Here is an 18,006-nt window from a genome sequence, read left to right on the forward strand (position 1 = left end):
ACAAGAGACCGGTCTCAAATATAAAGAGACCGGTCTCACCAGATATTTGTTAACTTGAGATTGACCTCCCGTCAACAACTCTTGTAGTCGTCATCCCATGGAAGAACCGCTTGCTTCGAAACGCTCCGTTACCGTCGCCGATGTCGCCAGGGCGGCGAAGGTCTCGAAGGCCACTGCAGCGCGTGTTCTGGGCGGCTACGGCGTGGTCAGCGACAAGATTCGCGCGCAGGTGACGGCCGCGGCCGCAGCGCTCGAGTATCGCCCCAACGAACTCGCCCGCAGCATGACGACGGGTAAATCCGGCATCATCGGCGTGGTCGTCGGCGATATCGAGAACGCCTTCTTCAGCCTCGCCGTGCGCGGCATCAGCGACGTCGCCCGAATGGCCGGCTTCAATGTCATCATCGCAAATTCCGGAGAAGAGCTGGAGGCGGAGAAATCGGCGGTGGATCTGCTGATCGGCAAGCGCGTCGATGGCCTCATCGTCACGCCGGCGCGATGCGACCGAATGGAACACCTGCGGGACATACGCCGCGTCGGAGTGCCGCTTGTGCTGTTTGACCGAAGCATTCCGGAGCTTGGCGTCGACTCCGTGACCGGCGATGACTTCGACGCGGCCGCCACCGCCACACGCTACCTGCTCGACGCGGGGCATCGCCATATCGCTTATATATCGGCCATGGACGCCGCCGACGAGCGGCTTACCGACAGCCGCGAACTTTCCAACTCCGCAGTGCGCGAGCGCGTGGAAGGGGTGCTGAAAGCGCAGGCTGCCGCGGGAATTGAAGACCCGCAGCGCTATGTGCGGCTCGGCGCCACCGATCAGGCGCGTACGGATGCAGTCGTCAAACACCTGTTGCAAGAAATGCCGGTGCCGACCGCGCTCGTCGCATCCGACAGTCTCGTCGGCCTGAGGGTGTTCAAGTCGCTGCAAGCCCTCGGACTGTCCATACCCGCCGATATCTCGATGATTTCCTTCCTGGATGCCGATTGGACGACCGTCACCACGCCGCCAATCACCGTCGTCGACCAGCCGGTCTACGAGATGGGCAAGAAGGCAGCCGAAAGGCTGATTTCAAGACTGAACGGCAGGGACATGCCGGTCGAGCGCACCGCCGTCAAAACGAGCCTGATCAAGCGCGGATCGGTGGCCTCGCCGCCTCACAGCAGCGAGCAATAGCGCAGCGCATCATAAATGGCGGCATGGATATTGCGGCTCGCGATCGCATCGCCGATGCGGATCAGGTCGAATGCACCCGCTTCGTTTTTCGCCGGCAGCGGCGCACGACGCGCAATCAAGGCCGGATAGTCGATTGCGCCGAGGTTGCGCGACAGCGGCTTCAGCTCAAGGTAAAGCTCGTCATTAGCGACGGTGCCATGCTCGACCACGACCTGGGAAACACGGCGCTCCCACAGCGTCTGTTCGGAAAAATCAGACCCCAGAACCGCAACCAGCGCATTGCCGTCGCGGCGCACCGATTTCAGCCGCGTATTGATGGTGACCCGGACATTTTTCTCGGCGAAGGTCTTCGCATAGGGCACATGGTTCATGCCGCCCATTTCCGGCGCGAAGAAACGCTCTGGCGAGACAAGCTCCAGTTCGGCGCCGCTATTGGCGATGACCTCGGCGGCCGACATGCCCGGATGCCCGCCATTGTCGTCGTAGAGCAGGACCTGGCCCTCGGGCTTCACGGCGCCGGCCAGAATGTCCCATGAAGACGTGACAAGGCCATCGCCACCGTCGAGTTCGGGCGACTGTGCAATGCCACCTGTCGCCACGACGACGAGATCGGGCTCGAATGCCATCACCTCATCCGCCCCGGCATAGACGTCGTAATGGATCGTGACGCCGAGCCGCTCCAATTCGGACAGCCGCCAATCGATGATCCCGATCATCTCCCTGCGGCGCGGATTGCGGGTGAGGAGATTGACCTGACCGCCGGCCTTCCCGCTTGCTTCGAGCACATCAACCGTATGGCCGCGCTCGGCGAGGACACGAGCCGCCTCCAGACCGGCTGGGCCGGCACCGATGACAACGGCCTTCCGCGACACCGCTGCCCGTTCGATCTGATGCGGCATCTCGGCCTCGCGGCCGGTCGCCGCATTGTGAATACAGAGCGCTTCGCCGCCTTCATAGATGCGATCGAGACAGTAGGTCGCGCCGACGCAAGGGCGGATGCGCGCTTCCTGCCCCGACATCACCTTGTTGACGATATGCGGGTCGGCAATATGGGCGCGTGTCATGCCGACCATATCGAGCTTGCCCTCCGCAATTGCATGGCGGGCCGTCGCGACATCGCCGATGCGGGCAGCGTGAAAGACCGGGAACTTGGTCGCCGCCCTCACCTCGCCGGCAAAATCCAGATGCGGCGCCGACGCCATTCCCTGGATAGGGATGACGTTGTTGAGCGCTGCGTCGCTGTCGATATGGCCGCGAATGATGTTGAGAAAATCGATGTTGCCGGAGGTGGCGAGACGCCGCGCGATCTCGACGCCCTCCTCCCGCGAGAGCCCCTTCTCCCAATCCTCATCGGCCACGAGCCGGATACCGACGATGAAATCCTGTCCGACCGCCTTGCGGATCGCCTCGGTCATCATCATCGAAAAGCGCATGCGGTTTTCAAGCGAACCGCCGAACTCGTCCTCGCGCCTGTTCGTCGCCGGCGACCAGAACCCGTCGGTCAGATGGCCGTAGGCCTCGATCTCGATGCCATCGAGGCCGGCAGCCTGCATGCGCTGGGCGGCGGCGGCGAAATCGGCGATGATCCGCTCAATATCCCAGTCTTCGGCAGCCTTTGGAAAGGCGCGATGCGCCGGCTCGCGGATCGGCGACGGCGCCAGCACCGGCAGCCAGTCTCCCTTGTTCCAACCGGTGCGGCGGCCGAGATGGGTCAACTGGATCATCACGGCCGCACCGAATTCATGACAGTCGTCGGCAAGCTTCTTCAGCCATGGAACGATCTCGTCGCGATAGGCATGGAGATTGCCGAATGCCGGCGGCGAATCCGGCGAGACGACTGCCGAACCCGCCGTCATGGTCAGCGCGATGCCGCCCTTTGCTTTCTCCCGATGATAGAGCCTGTATCGATCCGTCGGCATGCCGTCTTCCGAATAAGCCGGCTCATGCGCCGTCGACATGATGCGGTTCTTCAGCGTGAGGTGCTTGAGTTGATAGGGCCGGAGCAAGGGATCGTTGGAGGTCATATCGCTTTCATCGCTTTTGTGAAATCGAGGCTCAAGCCGCTATCTTTGCCGAGACGAGGGCCGATGGCTATAGCCTATTCGGCGGGCACACGAGTACGGCGCCCATGTCGCAGATCGACAGCCGTGTGCCAGACGATCGTCGCGAAGATGATCGCCCCGCCGATGAATGTGGCAACGGACGGCGTCTCGGAGAAGAAAAGCCAGACCCAGAAAGGGGTCAGCACGATCTCCATCGAACTGATGAGGGCCGCATCGGCCGCGGGCATACGCCTGGACCCGAAAAGGAAGAGGACGAAGGCGAGTGCGAAATTCGTCGCCCCGAAGGCGGCCAGCAAAAGCCAGTTATAAACGTCCAACGAGCTTGTCGAGGCGAAAGGCACGAAGATCAAGAATGTCAGGAGCCCGCCGACAACGCTCGACGGCAGGATCGGAATGCTGCGATCCATGCGCGGGATGACGATGATAAGGGCGAAAGTGATTGTCATGCCGAGCGCCAGCAGATCGCCGACACCGGTACCACCACCGATCGAGGAGGCGACGATGACGGCAACACCGATGAGGCAGACGCCGCCGGCAATCAACGTCCGCTTCGCCACGCGCTCCTTCAGCATGGTCCAGCTAAGAAACGCGGCGATAAATGGCGCCGTCGCATAGATCATGGTCACATTTGCGACCGTGGTCATGTAAAGCGCGCCGATGAAGCAGGCCTGACTTATCATCTGGCAGGCGAGCATCGCCAGGCCCGCCGGATGAAAGATCGAGGCCCATTGGCGCCGTGAAAACCCACCTTCGAGGAAAAAGCTGGGAATCAGCAGGAACAGGCCGCCAAACAACGATCGCCAGGCGATCGCCGTCCAAATGTCCGTGGTGAGAAGGCGTGCGTAGATGCCGCTGCAGCTCCACGCAAGCATTGCCGTAGCCACAAGTACAACGCCCCTCTCATAATCGCTGGCAAAAGCGGAGCGGGTCGGGAACTGGAATGTCATGTAATGGACTCAGAAAGGAAACCGAAGGAACGCCTCCTGTGTGCGCCGATATTTGACATCAGGCAAACGAATAGTAGAGATAGTAGCTATCAGAAATATTTGTGATCTCCGATGCACGACCCTATCGAAAGCGATTTGCTCCGAACCTTCCTCGTCATCAGCGAGACATCGAATTTTTCCGTGGCCGCGCAGCGCATCGGCCGCACGCAGTCGGCCGTCAGCGCTCAGATCAAGCGCCTGGAGGAAACGATCGGCGAAACGTTGTTTGACAGAAATGCGCGAGGAGCGGTCCTGACCCGAGCGGGCAATCAGCTGCTTCCCTATGCCCAGAGGGTCATCGAGCTTCTGAACGAAGCAGCCGCGACCATTCGCACCAAGCCCCTTGATGGACCAGTGCGGATCGGAATTCCGGAAGAGTATAGCCAGACCATTCTGCCTGCGGCACTTGCCGCCTTTGCCGTCAGACATCCGGCTGTCGAAGTGACCGTTTCCTGCGACTATACCGCCCGAAACCTTGCAGCCCTGGAGAAGGACGAACTTGATCTGGCTGTCGTCTTCGACTGGAGCAATCAGACGACGGGCGAAATTCTCTGCATCGATCCCACCGTCTGGGTAACCTCACTGGTACATCGCCTGCACGAAGCGACACCGCTGCCAATTGCAGTCTACCGGAATTCGACGTGGTGTCGCGATTTCGCTCTGCGATCCCTAGAGCAAACGGGGCTGCGCTATCGCATCGCCTTCGTCGCCGACACGAGTTCAGGCCTGAAGAATGCCGTCTTGGCCGGCCTTGCCGTTTCGACGCTGTCGCGCAGCAATATTCCGCATGGATGCAGGGAGCTGACGAGCGAAGACGGCTTTCCTCCCGTCGATTCCTCCCGCGTCGTGCTTCGCCGCAATCCCTATCATTCGAGCGAGGCAATCCAGGAGCTTGCCGAGAGGGTGCGCGAAGCCTTTCAGCCTATGTCGGCTCTGCCGCAGCAGTGATACGGCCGCGCAGCCTGCGGCGCGTACCGGATGGGCTTTCGGAAAAGCTCGCCCTGTAGCTGCGGGAGAATGCCGAGGCCGAATTGAAGCCGGTTGCTGCCGCGATCTCGGCAAAGGAATCCTTCGTCTCGATCACCTTGCGTCGCGCCGCGTTTAGTCGAAGTGCCAGATAGTGCACATGCGGCGGCGCGCCGATGCTGTCCTGGAAAAGCGCCTGCAGATGGCGTGCGCTGATGCCGACGCGGCGGGCCAGGCGCGCCAGAACCAACGGCTGCTCGATATGGTCTTCCATCAGGCGGATGGCCTGCGCGACCCGCGGATCACGCATGCGCAGACCCGCGGTCGATGGGGAAAGCTCTGCCGCGCCTTGGGTGGAAGCCGGCTCATAGATGAACAGGCGGCTGACCTCGAGCGCCAGCGAATAGCCCTGCCGTCGACGGATGATTTCGAGCATCAGATCGACGGTCGGCAAAGAGCCGGCCGTGGTGATACGCTTCCCGTCGATCACGAAGCGGTCCTTGACGGCCTTCACCTGCGGATAGGCAAGCGCGAAATCGTCGAAATCTTCCCAATGGACGGCGGCAGAGACATTGTCGAGAAGACTCGCCTCGGCCAGCAGCCAGCTGCCGGATTCGATGCCCGCGATCATCGAACGATGGCGCGCGGTTTGCGACAATTGCATCTTCAGCGCCTGCGTGGCGCTGCGCCGCCAATTATAGCTGGCAAGCACGAAGAGTGGCGCCGTATCCGACATCGGCTTGAAACCGCCGGATGCCGGCACCGGAATGAGGCTTGTTGTTTCAACCGGCGAGCCGTCCAGCGTCAGCAGGCGCCAACGATAGATCTCTGCCCCGGAAATGCGATTGGCCCCGCGTAGCGGCTCGATCACCGAAGCGATCAGGATCAGGTTCGTTTCCGGCAGGACCAGCAGATCGATGTCGAGTGGCGTATCGGAGGGGGTCAGCATAACCATTATCTCAAATTTCCGATAATGTATCGACAGATTCCGATAATGCAAAGCATGAAGATGTCGCATGCCGCGTAATGCTCTCAATACGAGGGAGAACAAAATGCCTCTTGCGATGAACCGAGATGTCTTCATCACCTGTGCCGTGACAGGCTCCGGCGATACGGTTTCGAAATCCAGCCATGTTCCGATCACCCCTAAGCAGATCGCGGATTCGGCGATCGACGCCGCCAAGGCTGGAGCCGCAATCGTTCACTGCCATGTCCGCGATCCGGAAACAGGCGCTGCCAGCCGCCGCAACGATCTCTACAAGGAGGTCACCGACCGGATCCGCTCGGCGGACGTCGACGTGGTGCTGAACCTGACTGCCGGCATGGGCGGCGACCTGATTTTCGGCGATGTCGAAAGCCCCCTGCCTCTGAATCCCAAGGGCACCGATATGGCAGGCGCAGCCGAACGTGTCAGCCATGTCGCCGAATGCCTGCCCGAAATCTGCACGCTCGATTGCGGCACCATGAACTTCAGCCTCGGCGACTATGTCATGACCAATACGCCCTCCATGCTGAGGGCCATGGCGAAGAAGATGACCGATCTCGGCGTGCGCCCCGAGATCGAGGCCTTCGACACCGGTCATCTCTGGTTTGCCAAACAGCTTGCCGAGGAGGGTCTTATTGAGGACCCGGTCCTCATCCAGCTCTGCATGGGCATCCCTTGGGGCGCGCCCGACGACCTCAACACCTTCATGGCGATGGTCAACAACGTTCCCACCAGCTGGACCTTCTCGGCCTTTTCCATCGGTCGTAACGCCATGGCCTACCCTGCGGCTGCTATCCTTGCCGGCGGCAACGTCCGCGTCGGCCTCGAAGACAACCTCTATGCCGGAAAAGGCATGCTCGCCACGAACGCACAGCTCGTCGAAAAGGCAGTGCAGGTGGTCGAAGGCATGGGCGCGCGCATCATCGGCCCCGAAGATGTCCGCAAGAAACTGAAACTGACGAAGCGCTGAGGCCCAGATGACGAAGATCAACAAGGCGGCCTGCATCGGCGGCGGCGTCATCGGCGGCGGATGGATCGCCCGCTTTCTGCTGGCCGGCATCGATGTCGATGTCTACGATCCACATCCCGAGGCAAGCCGCATCGTCGGCGAAGTGCTTGATAACGCCGAAAAAGCCTATGCGATGCTGACGGGCGCCCCTCTTCCGCCGCGCGGCAAACTGACGTTCCGCGAGACGCTGGAAGCGGCCGTCGCCGGTGCCGACTGGATTCAGGAAAGCGTGCCCGAGCGGCTGGACCTGAAGCGGAACGTGCTGACGCAGATCGACGCGGCGGCACGACCGGATGCGCTGATCGGCTCCTCTACTTCGGGGCTGTTGCCGACCGATCTGCAACGCGACATGCGCCATCCGGAACGCCTCTTCGTCGCCCATCCCTATAATCCCGTCTATCTGCTGCCGCTTGTCGAGATCGTCGGCGGCGAAAAGACGAGTGCTGCGACGATCCAGGCCGCGATGGACAGGCTGCCGCCGATCGGCATGAAGGGCGTGCATATCGCCAAGGAGATCGAGGCTTTCGTCGGCGACCGCCTGTTGGAAGCTCTGTGGCGCGAGGCGCTCTGGCTGATCAAGGACGACATCTGCACCGTCGAGACGCTGGACGACGTCATCCGCTACTCCTTCGGCCTGCGCTGGGCGCAGATGGGCCTGTTCCAGACCTATCGCATCGCCGGCGGAGAAGCGGGCATGCGCCACTTCCTGGCGCAGTTCGGCCCGGCCCTGCAATGGAACTGGACCAAGCTGATGGATGTCGTCGATCTCGACGACGCCCTCGTCGAGAAGATCGGCCAGCAGTCGGACGAGCAGGCGAACGGATTGTCGATCCGCGAGCTGGAGCGCATCCGTGACGAAAACCTCGTCGGCATTCTGCAGAGCCTGAAAGGCGGCCACGGCGGCAAGGGCTGGGGCGCCGGCAAGCTGCTCAAGGATTTCGAACAGAGCCTCTGGGCGGCAGGCGGCGGCGAGAAGACGCCGCCTGACGTGGCAAGGCCGCTGCGCCTGATCGACACCAAGGTCAGCCCGGCATGGGTCGACTATAACGGCCACATGACCGAGCATCGCTATCTGCAGGTATTCGGCGACACTTCGGATGCGCTTCTGCGCCTGATCGGCGTCGATTTCGACTATGTCGAACGCGGCCACAGCTACTATACGGTGGAAACCCATATCCGCCATATCGGCGAGGCCAAGCTCGGACAGGCCATCCATTCGACCTGCCAGGTCCTCGCATCGGACGAGAAGCGGCTGCATGTTTTCCATAGGCTACACGACACGGCGAGCGGCGATGTGATCGCCACCGCGGAACACATGCTCCTGCATGTGGATGCCAAGGCGGGCAAGGCTGTTGCCGCACCGGAGGAGGTGCTGGTGAGACTAAGGCCGATCGCCGCCGCGCATGCAGCACTGCCAATGCCGGAGGGAGCCGGCCGTCATGTGGGACAAAAACGCTAGGAGGAAGCGACCGTGAATTTCGGACTCAGCGAAGAACAGGAGATGATCGTCAAAACGGTCCGGGACTTCGTGGAGACGGAGATCTATCCGCATGAGAACGAGGTCGAGCGCACCGGCATCGTGCCGCCGGATGTTGCCGAGGATATCAAGCGCAAATGCATCGAGCTCGGCTTCTATGCCTGTGGCTTTCCCGAGGAGATCGGCGGCGCCGGCCTCGATCATCTGACCTTCACTCTTGTCGAGCGCGAGCTCGGCCGCGGTTCGATGGCACTGACGGTTTTCTTCGGTCGCCCCTCCGGCATCCTGATGGCCTGCGCAGGCGAGCAGCGCGAACGTTATCTTCTGCCGGCCGTGCGTGGCGAACGGATCGACGCTCTCGCCATCACCGAACCGGACGCCGGTTCCGACATGCGCGGCATGAAATGCGCGGCGCGGCAGGATGGCGATGATTTCATCCTCAACGGCACCAAGCATTTCATATCGCATGCCGATGTCGCCGATTTCGTCATCGTCTTTGCCGCCACCGGCGAGGAAGAGACCTCGAAAGGCGTCAAGAAGAAGATCACGGCCTTTCTGGTCGACCGCGGTACGCCGGGCTTTGATATCGTGAAGGGTTATGACTCGGTCTCTCATCGCGGCTATCACAATGCCATTCTGAACTTTACCGATTGCCGTCTGCCGAAATCGCAGGTGCTCGGTGAGGTGCATCGCGGCTTCGATCTCGCCAATCAATGGCTGTACGGAACGCGGCTGACGGTTGCGGCGACCTGCGTCGGGCGGGCTCGCCGCGTCTTCGACCTGGCGCTGCCCTATGCCGCCGAGCGAAAGCAATTCGGCAAGCCGATCGGCGCCAATCAGGGCGTGTCGTTCAAACTCGCCGACATGATCACCGAGATCGACGCCGCCGACCTCCTGACGCTGTCCGCCGCCTGGAAGCTGGATGCCGGCATCCCAGCCAATCGCGAGATCGCCTCGGCAAAGCTCTATGCTTCCGAGATGTTGGCTCGCGTCACCGATGAAGCCATCCAGATCTTCGGCGGCATGGGGCTGATGGACGACCTGCCGCTCGCCCGCTTCTGGCGCGACGCCCGCGTCGAGCGCATCTGGGACGGAACCTCGGAAATCCAGCGGCACATCATCAGCCGCGACCTGCTTCGGCCGTTCGGAGCATGACGACATGACGCCACGCCCGCTCGACCGCCTCATCAGACCCAGAACGATCGCCGTCTTCGGCGGTCGCGAGGCGCGACGGGTCATCGAGCAGTGCGACCTGATGGGATTTGCCGGCGACATCTGGCCGGTGCATCCGACGCTGGAAAGCGTGCTTGGACGCCGCTGCTATCGCTCCGTGGAGGAGCTGCCGGATGGGCCGGATGCCGCCTTCGTCGGCGTCAACAGGATGCTGACCGTCGAGATCGTGCGAGCCCTCTCGGCACGAGACGCGGGCGGCGCGGTCTGTTACGCCTCCGGTTTCAGCGAGGCGGTTTCGGAGCTGGCGGATGGAGCGGAGTTGCAGCAAGCCCTCGTCGAAGCCGCCGGCGATATGCCGATCGTCGGTCCCAATTGCTATGGCATGATCAACGGGCTGGACGGCGCCCTGCTCTGGCCTGATCAGCATGGCATCGTGCGCAGCGAGCGCGGCGTTGCGATCCTCACCCAATCCTCCAACATCGCCATCAATCTCAGCATGCAGCGGCGCGGCTTGCCCATCAGCTACCTGATGACGGCCGGCAACCAGGCGCAGATCGGGCTATCGGATCTTGCCCATGCCGTTCTCGACGACCCGCGCGTGACGGCAGTCGGCCTGCATATCGAGGGCTTCGGAAATATTCGTGCGCTCGAGGCTCTTGCCGCCCGCGCCCGCGAGCTGAAAAAACCGGTCGTCGCCCTGAAGGTCGGCAAATCCGAACAGGCGCAACGCGCCGCAATCTCGCATACGGCCTCGCTTGCAGGCAGCGATGCCGTTGCTGACGCCGTTCTCGATCGCTTGGGCATCGGTCGCGTAACCACGTTGCCGGAGCTTATCGAAACACTGAAGCTCCTGCATGTCGCCGGCCCGCTCGAAAGCAATGCGATCTCCTCGATGAGCTGTTCAGGCGGCGAGGCATCGCTGATGGCTGATGCAGCCGTCGGCCGGAACGTGGAATTTCGCGCCCTGAAACCCGGGCAGCTGCCGGCCTTGCGCGCGAGCCTCGGCGAGATGGTGACACTCTCGAACCCGCTCGACTATCACACCTTCGTCTGGGGCGATCTCTCCCGCCAGACGGATGCCTTCACCGCCATGTTCGAAGGCGGTTATGCCCTCAATCTGGTCGTGCTCGATTTTCCCCGGGAAGATCGCTGCGACGGTTCGGACTGGATGACGACCGTTTCTGCTGTCGCCGCTGCCGCCAAGCGAAGCGGCGCCCGGGCCGGCGTCCTCGCGACCTTGCCGGAAAATCTGCCGGAACCGATCGCCAAGCAGCTCATCGAAACCGGCATCGTGCCGCTCTGCGGCATCAGCGAAGCACTGGCGGCCGCCGATGTCGCGAGCGGGATCGCCAGAGTTTGGAAGAAGCCACGGCCATTGCCGTTGCTGGACCAGCCCGCAGACGCGGGCGAGATCGAAACCTTGAGCGAAGCGGCCGCGAAGGCGGAGCTTGCCGCTGCCGGCCTTACGGTTCCGCTCGGAAGAACGGCCGCTACAGCAAATGAGGCAGCCGAAACTGCGCAGCAAATTGGCTTCCCCGTCGCACTCAAGGCGCTCGGCATAGAGCACAAGTCCGAAGCGGGTGCCGTCAAGCTCAACCTATGGGATAAGAATGCAGTCAAAGATGCGGCCGAAGGCATGGCTCCCATCGCCCGCGGATATCTGGTCGAGCGGATGATCGAGCGCCCTGTCGCCGAGCTCATTGTCGGTGCGGTGCGCGATCCCGTCGTCGGCCTGACCTTGACGGTCGGCGCGGGCGGAATCCTCGTGGAATTGCTTGAAGATTCCGTTGTCCTGCCGCTTCCGGTGACGAAAGCGGAGGTTTTGGACAGGATTTCACGGCTGAAGATCCGCAAGCTCATCGAAGGCTATCGTGGCAGTGCTGCAAGCAGTCTCGAAATCGTTGCCGACGCCGTCGTATCAGCGGCAGAATATGTCGTAAAGAACGCCGCGCTGCTCGAAGAACTGGACATTAATCCCTTGATGGTCTTGGGTGAATCACGCGGCGTCGTTGCCGCGGATGCCCTCATCCGGCGAAGGAGGTAGCAGAAGTTGCAAGACCCCATTCGCACCCGATGCGACGACGGTATCCTCGAGGTCGTCATCGACCGGCCGAAGGCGAATGCCATCGACCTGGCGACCAGCCGTACCATGGGGCTCATCTTCCGCGACTTCCGCGACAATTCGGATCTGCGCGTCGCCATCGTTTCGGGCGCCGGCGAAAAATTCTTTTCAGCCGGCTGGGATTTGAAGGCTGCCGCTGATGGTGACGCTGTCGACGGAGACTATGGCGTTGGCGGCTTTGGAGGCCTGCAGGAGCTGCGCGATCTCAACAAGCCGGTCATCTGCGCCGTCAACGGCATCTGTTGCGGCGGTGGCCTGGAGATCGCGCTTTCCGCCGATCTGATCATCGCGGCCGCTCACGCAACCTTCGCGCTGCCGGAAATTCGCTCCGGCACTGTCGCCGATGCGGCGTCGATCAAATTGCCGAAGCGCATTCCCTATCACATCGCCATGGATATGCTGCTCACCGGCCGCTGGCTCAATGTCGAAGAGGCGCATCGCTGGGGTTTCGTCAACGAGATCGTCTTGGCCGACAAGCTGATGGACAGGGCTTGGGAACTTGCCCGTCTGCTTGCAAGCGGGCCGCCGCTCGTCTATGCGGCCATAAAGGAAATAGTTCGCGAAGCGGAGGGAACGACGTTTCAGACTGCCATGAACAAGATCACCAAACGGCAGTTTGCGACCGTCGACGCCCTCTATTCAAGCGAGGATCAATTGGAAGGCGCAAGGGCTTTCGCGGAGAAGCGGGCCCCCATCTGGAAAGGAAAGTGAAAAGCGGCGGCAACCGCAGCATTTTCCCGCATGATCGCGGGCAACAGGCTTCACGCGGAAGAGGAAACCGTGACGTGAAGTGCGCTGCCCGGGAATTTCTGTCAACACGGCAAAAAGAAGGAACAGGGGAATGAACGACTACACGAAATATCTGGCAAGCCGCGTGACTTCGGGCGGGCTCAGCCGCCGCGAATTCATGGGACGAGCAATGGCAGCCGGTGTAACCTTGGCACTCGCCGACCAGCTCTTTACCGAAAGCGCGATGGCGGCCGAGCCGAAGCGCGGCGGGCATCTGAAGCTCGGCCTCGAAGGTGGAGCTGCGACCGATTCCAAGGATCCGGCGAAATTCCTGTCTCAAGTCATGTTCTGCGTCGGCCGTTGCTGGGGCGACATGCTGGTGGAATCCCACCCACTGACCGGCGCTGCCGTTCCGTCGCTTGCCGAATCCTGGGAGCCGTCGAAGGATGCCGCTACGTGGACCTTCAAGATCCGCAAGGGCGTGAAGTTCCACAACGGCAAGGATCTGACGATCGACGACGTCGTCGCCACCCTCAAGCGCCACACCGATGCGAAGTCGGAGTCGGGCGCGCTCGGCGTCATGAAGTCGATCAAGGAGATCAAGGCCGACGGCGGCAACCTCGTGTTGACGCTGACGGAAGGCAACGCCGACATGCCGTTGCTTCTCACCGACTATCATCTCGTCATCCAGCCGAATGGCGGCTATGACGATCCCCTCGCCTCGATCGGCACCGGCCCCTACAAGATGGTCAGCTTCGAACCCGGAGTGCGCGCCACGTTCGAGCGGAACAAGGACGACTGGCGCACCGACCGCGGCTATGTCGATTCAATCGAAATCATCGGCATGAACGATGCGACGGCACGCATCGCCGCCCTCTCCTCCGGCCAGGTGCACTACATCAACCGCGTCGACCCTAAGACGGTTGACCTGTTGAAGCGCGCACCGAATGTCGAGATCCTGGCGACGGCCGGCCGCGGCCACTACGTGTTCATCATGCATTGCACCACGGCGCCGTTCGACAACAACGACCTGCGTCTCGCGCTCAAATACGCCATGGACCGCGAAACCATGGTCAAGAAGATCCTCGGCGGCTATGGCAAGGTCGGCAACGATTTCCCGATCAACAACACTTATGCCCTGTTCCCCGAAGGCATCGAGCAGCGCACATACGACCCAGACAAGGCCTCCTTCCACTACAAGAAGTCCGGCCATAGCGGCTCGGTGCTGCTGCGCACCTCCGAAGTCGCTTTCCCGGGCGCCGTCGATGCAGCCGTCCTCTATCAGGAAAGCTGCAAGAAGGCGGGGATCGAGATCGAGGTCAAGCGCGAGCCGGGCGACGGCTATTGGACCAACGTCTGGAACGTCCAGCCCTTCTCCACATCCTATTGGGGCGGCCGCCCGACACAGGACCAGATGTATTCCACCGCCTACCTGTCGACCGCCGACTGGAACGATACCCGCTTTAAGCGCCCGGACTTCGATAAGCTTCTGCTTCAGGCCCGCTCCGAACTGGACGAAGCCAAGCGCAAGGAGCTCTACCGTGCCATGGCGATGATGGTGCGCGACGAAGGTGGTGTGATCCTGCCGATGTTCAACGATTTCGTGAACGCCTCCACCAAGAAGGTGAAGGGCTACGTCCACGATATCGGCAACGACATGTCGAACGGCTACGTCGCGACCCGCGTCTGGCTGGACGCCTGATGCCCGAAGCCGGGCGACAACGCCCTCATCTCTGACGAAGCCTGGACCGCGGACTCTCTTCGCGGTCCTCCCGACGTTTAGGGCAACTCCAGGAAAAGTGCGCAGCGGTTTTCCATCCGGAATTGCGTAAAACAACAAGAGCGCGAGGCATCGGCCATGTCCAATCCATCCCCCGGAACCGTTCTGCCCGGGCTGAGGTTCAAGCAGCGCTTTCCGCTGCTGTCCCTGATCATCGAGCGCTGCCTGCTCAGCATCGTCCTGCTGTTTGCGGTCTCCATCCTGATCTTCGGCGGGCTGGAAGCCCTGCCGGGCGATTTCGCGACCACCTATCTCGGCCAGTCGGCAACGCCGCAGGCGGTTGCCAACATTCGCGCCGATCTCGGCCTCAACCGGCCTGTCGTCACTCGCTATGTGGAATGGCTCGGCAACGCCGTACAGGGCGACTTCGGCACCTCCTGGGCCAGTAAGAATTCCGTCAGTGAGCAGATTGGCAAGCGGCTCGGCAATTCGCTGTTTCTGGCCGGTTTCGCCGCGCTGATCTCGGTGCCGCTCGCCGTCGGCCTCGGCATGCTGGCGGTGCATTTCAGGAACCGCATGCCCGACAAGATCATCAATGTCGTTTCGCTGGCGGCGATCTCCCTGCCGGAATTCTTCATCGGCTACCTGCTAATCCTGTTCTTCGCCGTAAAATTCGGCGTGGCGACCTTTCCCGCCACCGTCTATGAAGGCATGGGCCTCATGGACCGGCTGCAGGCGATCGCCCTGCCGACGGCGACGCTGGTGCTCGTGGTGCTTGCTCACATGATGCGCATGACCCGCGCCGCCATCCTCTCGGTCATGTCGTCGGCCTATATGGAAACGGCTGAGCTCAAGGGGTTGTCTGCCTTCCGCGCCATCGTCAAGCACGCGGCCCCCAACGCGCTGGCCCCGATCATCAACGTCATCGCGCTGAACCTTGCCTATCTCATCGTCGGCGTCGTCGTCGTCGAGGTGGTCTTCGTCTATCCCGGCATGGGCCAGTACATGGTCGATGCGGTCACCGTGCGCGATATGCCTGTCGTCCAGGCCTGCGGGCTGATCTTTGCCGCCGTCTACATCCTCCTCAACATGACCGCCGATATTCTGGCGATCGTCGCCAACCCGCGCCTGAGGCATCCACGATGAGATTGAGAGAGATCCCCATCACCGCCTGGATCGGCATAGCCGGTATTCTGCTCGCCTTCTTCTGCGCGATTTTCGCGCCCTGGATCGCCCCCTATGGCGAGACCGAAGTCGTCGGCAATGTCTGGCAGGCCGCCGACGCGCAATATTTCTTCGGCCTCGACAATCTCGGCCGCGATATCCTGTCGCGTCTGATCTATGGCACACGCACGACGCTGTTCGTCGCGCTGACGGCGACGATCATCTCCTTCTCGCTCGGCATCGTCCTGAGCTTCACCGCCGCCGTCTCGCGCGGATTGATCGACACGATCTTCTCGCGCTTCAACGACCTGATGATGTCGATCCCGACGCTGATCTTCGCGCTCGTCGTGCTGGCGGTGCTGCCGCAGAACCTGATCGTGCTGATCCTCGTCATGGCCATCCTCGATTCCACCCGCGTCTATCGTCTCGGCCGCGCCGTGGCGCTCGATGTGGCGGTCATGGAGTTCGTCGAGGCCGCCAAGCTGCGCGGCGAAGGCAGGATCTGGATCATCTTCCGCGAGATCCTGCCGAACACGCTTTCGCCGCTGCTGGCGGAATTCGGCCTGCGCTTTGCCTTCTCGATCCTGTTCCTTTCCACCCTATCCTTCCTCGGCCTCGGCATCCAGCCGCCATCGGCCGACTGGGGCGGCATGGTCAAGGACAACAAGGACGGCATCATCTTCGGCATCTCTGCCGCTCTCGTACCGGGCTCCGCGATCGCGGCGCTCGCGGTCTGTGTCAATCTGGTGGTCGACTGGCTCTTGAAGCGCACCTCCAGCCTCAAGGGAGGGCGTGGCGATGCCTGAGCTTCTTTCCGTTCGCGATCTCAAGATCGAGGCAACCAGCTATCCGCCGGGCGAGCCACCGAAACGCGTGACCATCGTCGACGGCGTGTCCTTCGATCTCAAGAAGGGCAAAGTGCTCGGCCTGATCGGCGAATCCGGCGCCGGCAAGTCCACCATCGGTCTCTCCGTGCTGGCCTATGGTCGCGGCGGCGCCGAGATCACCGGCGGCCAGGTGCTGCTCGACGGCGTCGATATCCTGCCGCTCGGCAAATCCGGCATCCGCAAGATCCGCGGTGCCCGTGTCTGCTATGTCGCGCAATCGGCAGCGGCCGCCTTCAATCCGGCGCACAGGCTGGGCGATCAGGTGATCGAAGCCACCGTCAAACACCGGCTGATGACGAAGGACGAGGCCAGGAAGCGCGCGCTTTACCTCTTCCGTGTGCTTGGCCTGCCCAATCCGGAAACATTCGGCGAGCGCTATCCGCATCAGGTCTCCGGCGGCCAGCTTCAGCGCGCCATGACGGCCATGGCGCTTTGCTCCAACCCCGAACTGATCGTCTTCGACGAACCCACAACCGCGCTCGACGTGACGACGCAGATCGACGTGCTGGCGGCGATCAAGCACGCTATCGAGGAAACACATACGGCGGCGCTCTATATCACCCACGATCTCGCCGTCGTCGCCCAGATCTCCGACGACATCATGGTGCTGCGATACGGCAAGCAAGTGGAGTACGGCAGCGTGCAGCAGATCATCGAGGCGCCGCGACAGGACTATACCCGCGCCCTCGTCAACGTTCGCCAGATAGCGAGAGAGGAAACCGCCGATCAATCGGGAGCGCTTCTGAAAATCGAGAATATCAACGCGCAATATTCGAACGGTTTCAAGGTATTGCACGATGTTTCTCTACATGTACCAAAAGGTCAGACACTGGCTGTTGTCGGTGAATCCGGATCGGGGAAATCGACGCTCGCCCGCGTCATCACCGGCCTGCTGCCCCCGAGCGATGGACGGATTTCCTTCGACGGCAAGCCGCTGACACCAGCCTTGAAAAACCGCTCCCGCGAGGAATTGCGGCGGATACAGCTGATCTACCAGATGGCCGACACCGCCATGAATCCCCGCCAGACCGTGCGCGACATCATCGGCCGCCCGCTGACCTTTTATGACGGTCTGCACGGCGCGGCGAAGACGGCGCGCGTGAAGGAACTGCTCGACCAGATTGAGATGGGCACCGGTTTCGTCGACCGTTACCCGGCCGAGCTTTCCGGCGGCCAGAAGCAGCGCGTCGCAATCGCCCGTGCGCTTGCCGCCAAGCCGGAGCTCATCCTTTGCGACGAGCCGACCTCGGCGCTCGATCCACTCGTTGCCGATGGAATTCTGAAGCTGCTCTTGAGGTTGCAGAAGGAAGCCCAGCTCTCCTACATCTTCATCACGCATGATATCGCCATCGTGCGCGCCATCGCCGACAGCGTCGCCGTCATGCATCGCGGCAAGCTCGTTCGCTTCGGACCGAAATCACAGGCACTGTCGCCGCCTTTCGATGATTACACGGACCTGCTGCTGAAATCCGTGCCCGAGATGGAAATCGGCTGGTTGGAGCGTGTCTTGACGACGCGAAAAATGGAGAGCGCCGGAAATTGAAT

General features: G+C 61.8%; 14 protein-coding genes. 11 read left to right on the forward strand and 3 right to left on the reverse strand.

The annotated features are described in order from the left end of the window. Positions 1-97: 97 nt before the first annotated feature. Positions 98-1,180, forward strand: coding sequence for a LacI family DNA-binding transcriptional regulator (locus tag FHT29_RS17520; RefSeq protein ID WP_037197411.1), 1,083 nt, complete (start codon positions 98-100; stop codon positions 1,178-1,180). Here FHT29_RS17520 and FHT29_RS17525 read toward each other — a convergent pair. Both FHT29_RS17525 and FHT29_RS17530 read right to left on the reverse strand, forming a co-directional pair. After that, positions 1,162-3,204: an NADH:flavin oxidoreductase gene (locus FHT29_RS17525; protein ID WP_168599926.1), complete on the reverse strand. Its 2,043-nt coding sequence runs from the start codon at positions 3,202-3,204 to the stop codon at positions 1,162-1,164. The genes FHT29_RS17520 and FHT29_RS17525 overlap by 19 nt on opposite strands. A gap of 74 nt (positions 3,205-3,278) precedes the next feature. Next, on the reverse strand, positions 3,279-4,190 hold the full coding sequence (locus tag FHT29_RS17530; RefSeq protein WP_168599927.1) for a DMT family transporter: 912 nt from the start codon (positions 4,188-4,190) through the stop codon (positions 3,279-3,281). 111 nt (positions 4,191-4,301) lie between these two features. On the opposite strand from FHT29_RS17530, the gene FHT29_RS17535 reads away from it, so the two are divergent. Further along, positions 4,302-5,177, forward strand: coding sequence for a LysR substrate-binding domain-containing protein (locus FHT29_RS17535; RefSeq protein WP_047561362.1), 876 nt, complete (start codon positions 4,302-4,304; stop codon positions 5,175-5,177). On the opposite strand, the gene FHT29_RS17540 is transcribed toward FHT29_RS17535, so the two are convergent. Further along, complete coding sequence (locus tag FHT29_RS17540) at positions 5,152-6,144, reverse strand: GlxA family transcriptional regulator (protein WP_037197560.1); 993 nt, start codon at positions 6,142-6,144, stop codon at positions 5,152-5,154. The two genes, FHT29_RS17535 and FHT29_RS17540, sit on opposite strands and share 26 nt — an antisense overlap. A 103-nt stretch (positions 6,145-6,247) precedes the next feature. Between FHT29_RS17540 and FHT29_RS17545 the strand changes: the two genes are divergently transcribed. The 9 genes from FHT29_RS17545 to FHT29_RS17585 all read left to right on the forward strand — a co-directional run bounded on the left by FHT29_RS17545 (position 6,248) and on the right by FHT29_RS17585 (position 18,004). Beyond that, entirely contained in the window at positions 6,248-7,150 is a 903-nt protein-coding gene (locus FHT29_RS17545; RefSeq protein WP_037197404.1) for a 3-keto-5-aminohexanoate cleavage protein, read from the forward strand. A gap of 7 nt (positions 7,151-7,157) precedes the next feature. Beyond that, a complete protein-coding gene (locus FHT29_RS17550) occupies positions 7,158-8,648 on the forward strand; it encodes a carnitine 3-dehydrogenase (RefSeq protein WP_037197402.1) in 1,491 nt (496 codons plus the stop codon). A 12-nt stretch (positions 8,649-8,660) separates the two neighbouring features. Continuing rightward, positions 8,661-9,821: an acyl-CoA dehydrogenase family protein gene (locus tag FHT29_RS17555; RefSeq protein WP_168599928.1), complete on the forward strand. Its 1,161-nt coding sequence runs from the start codon at positions 8,661-8,663 to the stop codon at positions 9,819-9,821. Between the two features lie 4 nt (positions 9,822-9,825). Continuing rightward, on the forward strand, positions 9,826-11,883 hold the full coding sequence (locus FHT29_RS17560) for an acetate--CoA ligase family protein (protein ID WP_168599929.1): 2,058 nt from the start codon (positions 9,826-9,828) through the stop codon (positions 11,881-11,883). A 6-nt stretch (positions 11,884-11,889) separates the two neighbouring features. Further along, positions 11,890-12,672: a carnitinyl-CoA dehydratase gene (locus tag FHT29_RS17565; protein ID WP_168599930.1), complete on the forward strand. Its 783-nt coding sequence runs from the start codon at positions 11,890-11,892 to the stop codon at positions 12,670-12,672. Positions 12,673-12,802: 130 nt separating this feature from the next. Beyond that, positions 12,803-14,392, forward strand: a complete 1,590-nt coding sequence (locus tag FHT29_RS17570) for an ABC transporter substrate-binding protein (RefSeq protein WP_047561373.1) — start codon at positions 12,803-12,805, stop codon at positions 14,390-14,392. A gap of 156 nt (positions 14,393-14,548) precedes the next feature. Then, the gene (locus tag FHT29_RS17575; RefSeq protein ID WP_037197396.1) at positions 14,549-15,556 is read left to right on the forward strand and encodes an ABC transporter permease; all 1,008 of its coding nucleotides are present in this window, start codon (positions 14,549-14,551) and stop codon (positions 15,554-15,556) included. Further along, positions 15,553-16,380, forward strand: a complete 828-nt coding sequence (locus FHT29_RS17580; protein WP_037197394.1) for an ABC transporter permease — start codon at positions 15,553-15,555, stop codon at positions 16,378-16,380. Before FHT29_RS17575 ends, FHT29_RS17580 begins: the two co-directional genes overlap by 4 nt. Next, a complete protein-coding gene (locus FHT29_RS17585) occupies positions 16,373-18,004 on the forward strand; it encodes an ABC transporter ATP-binding protein (protein ID WP_168599931.1) in 1,632 nt (543 codons plus the stop codon). The genes FHT29_RS17580 and FHT29_RS17585 overlap by 8 nt, the downstream gene beginning before the upstream one ends. Positions 18,005-18,006 lie beyond the last annotated feature (2 nt).

Source organism: Rhizobium sp. SG741 (genome assembly GCF_012275435.1).
GTDB lineage: Bacteria > Pseudomonadota > Alphaproteobacteria > Rhizobiales > Rhizobiaceae > Rhizobium > Rhizobium lusitanum.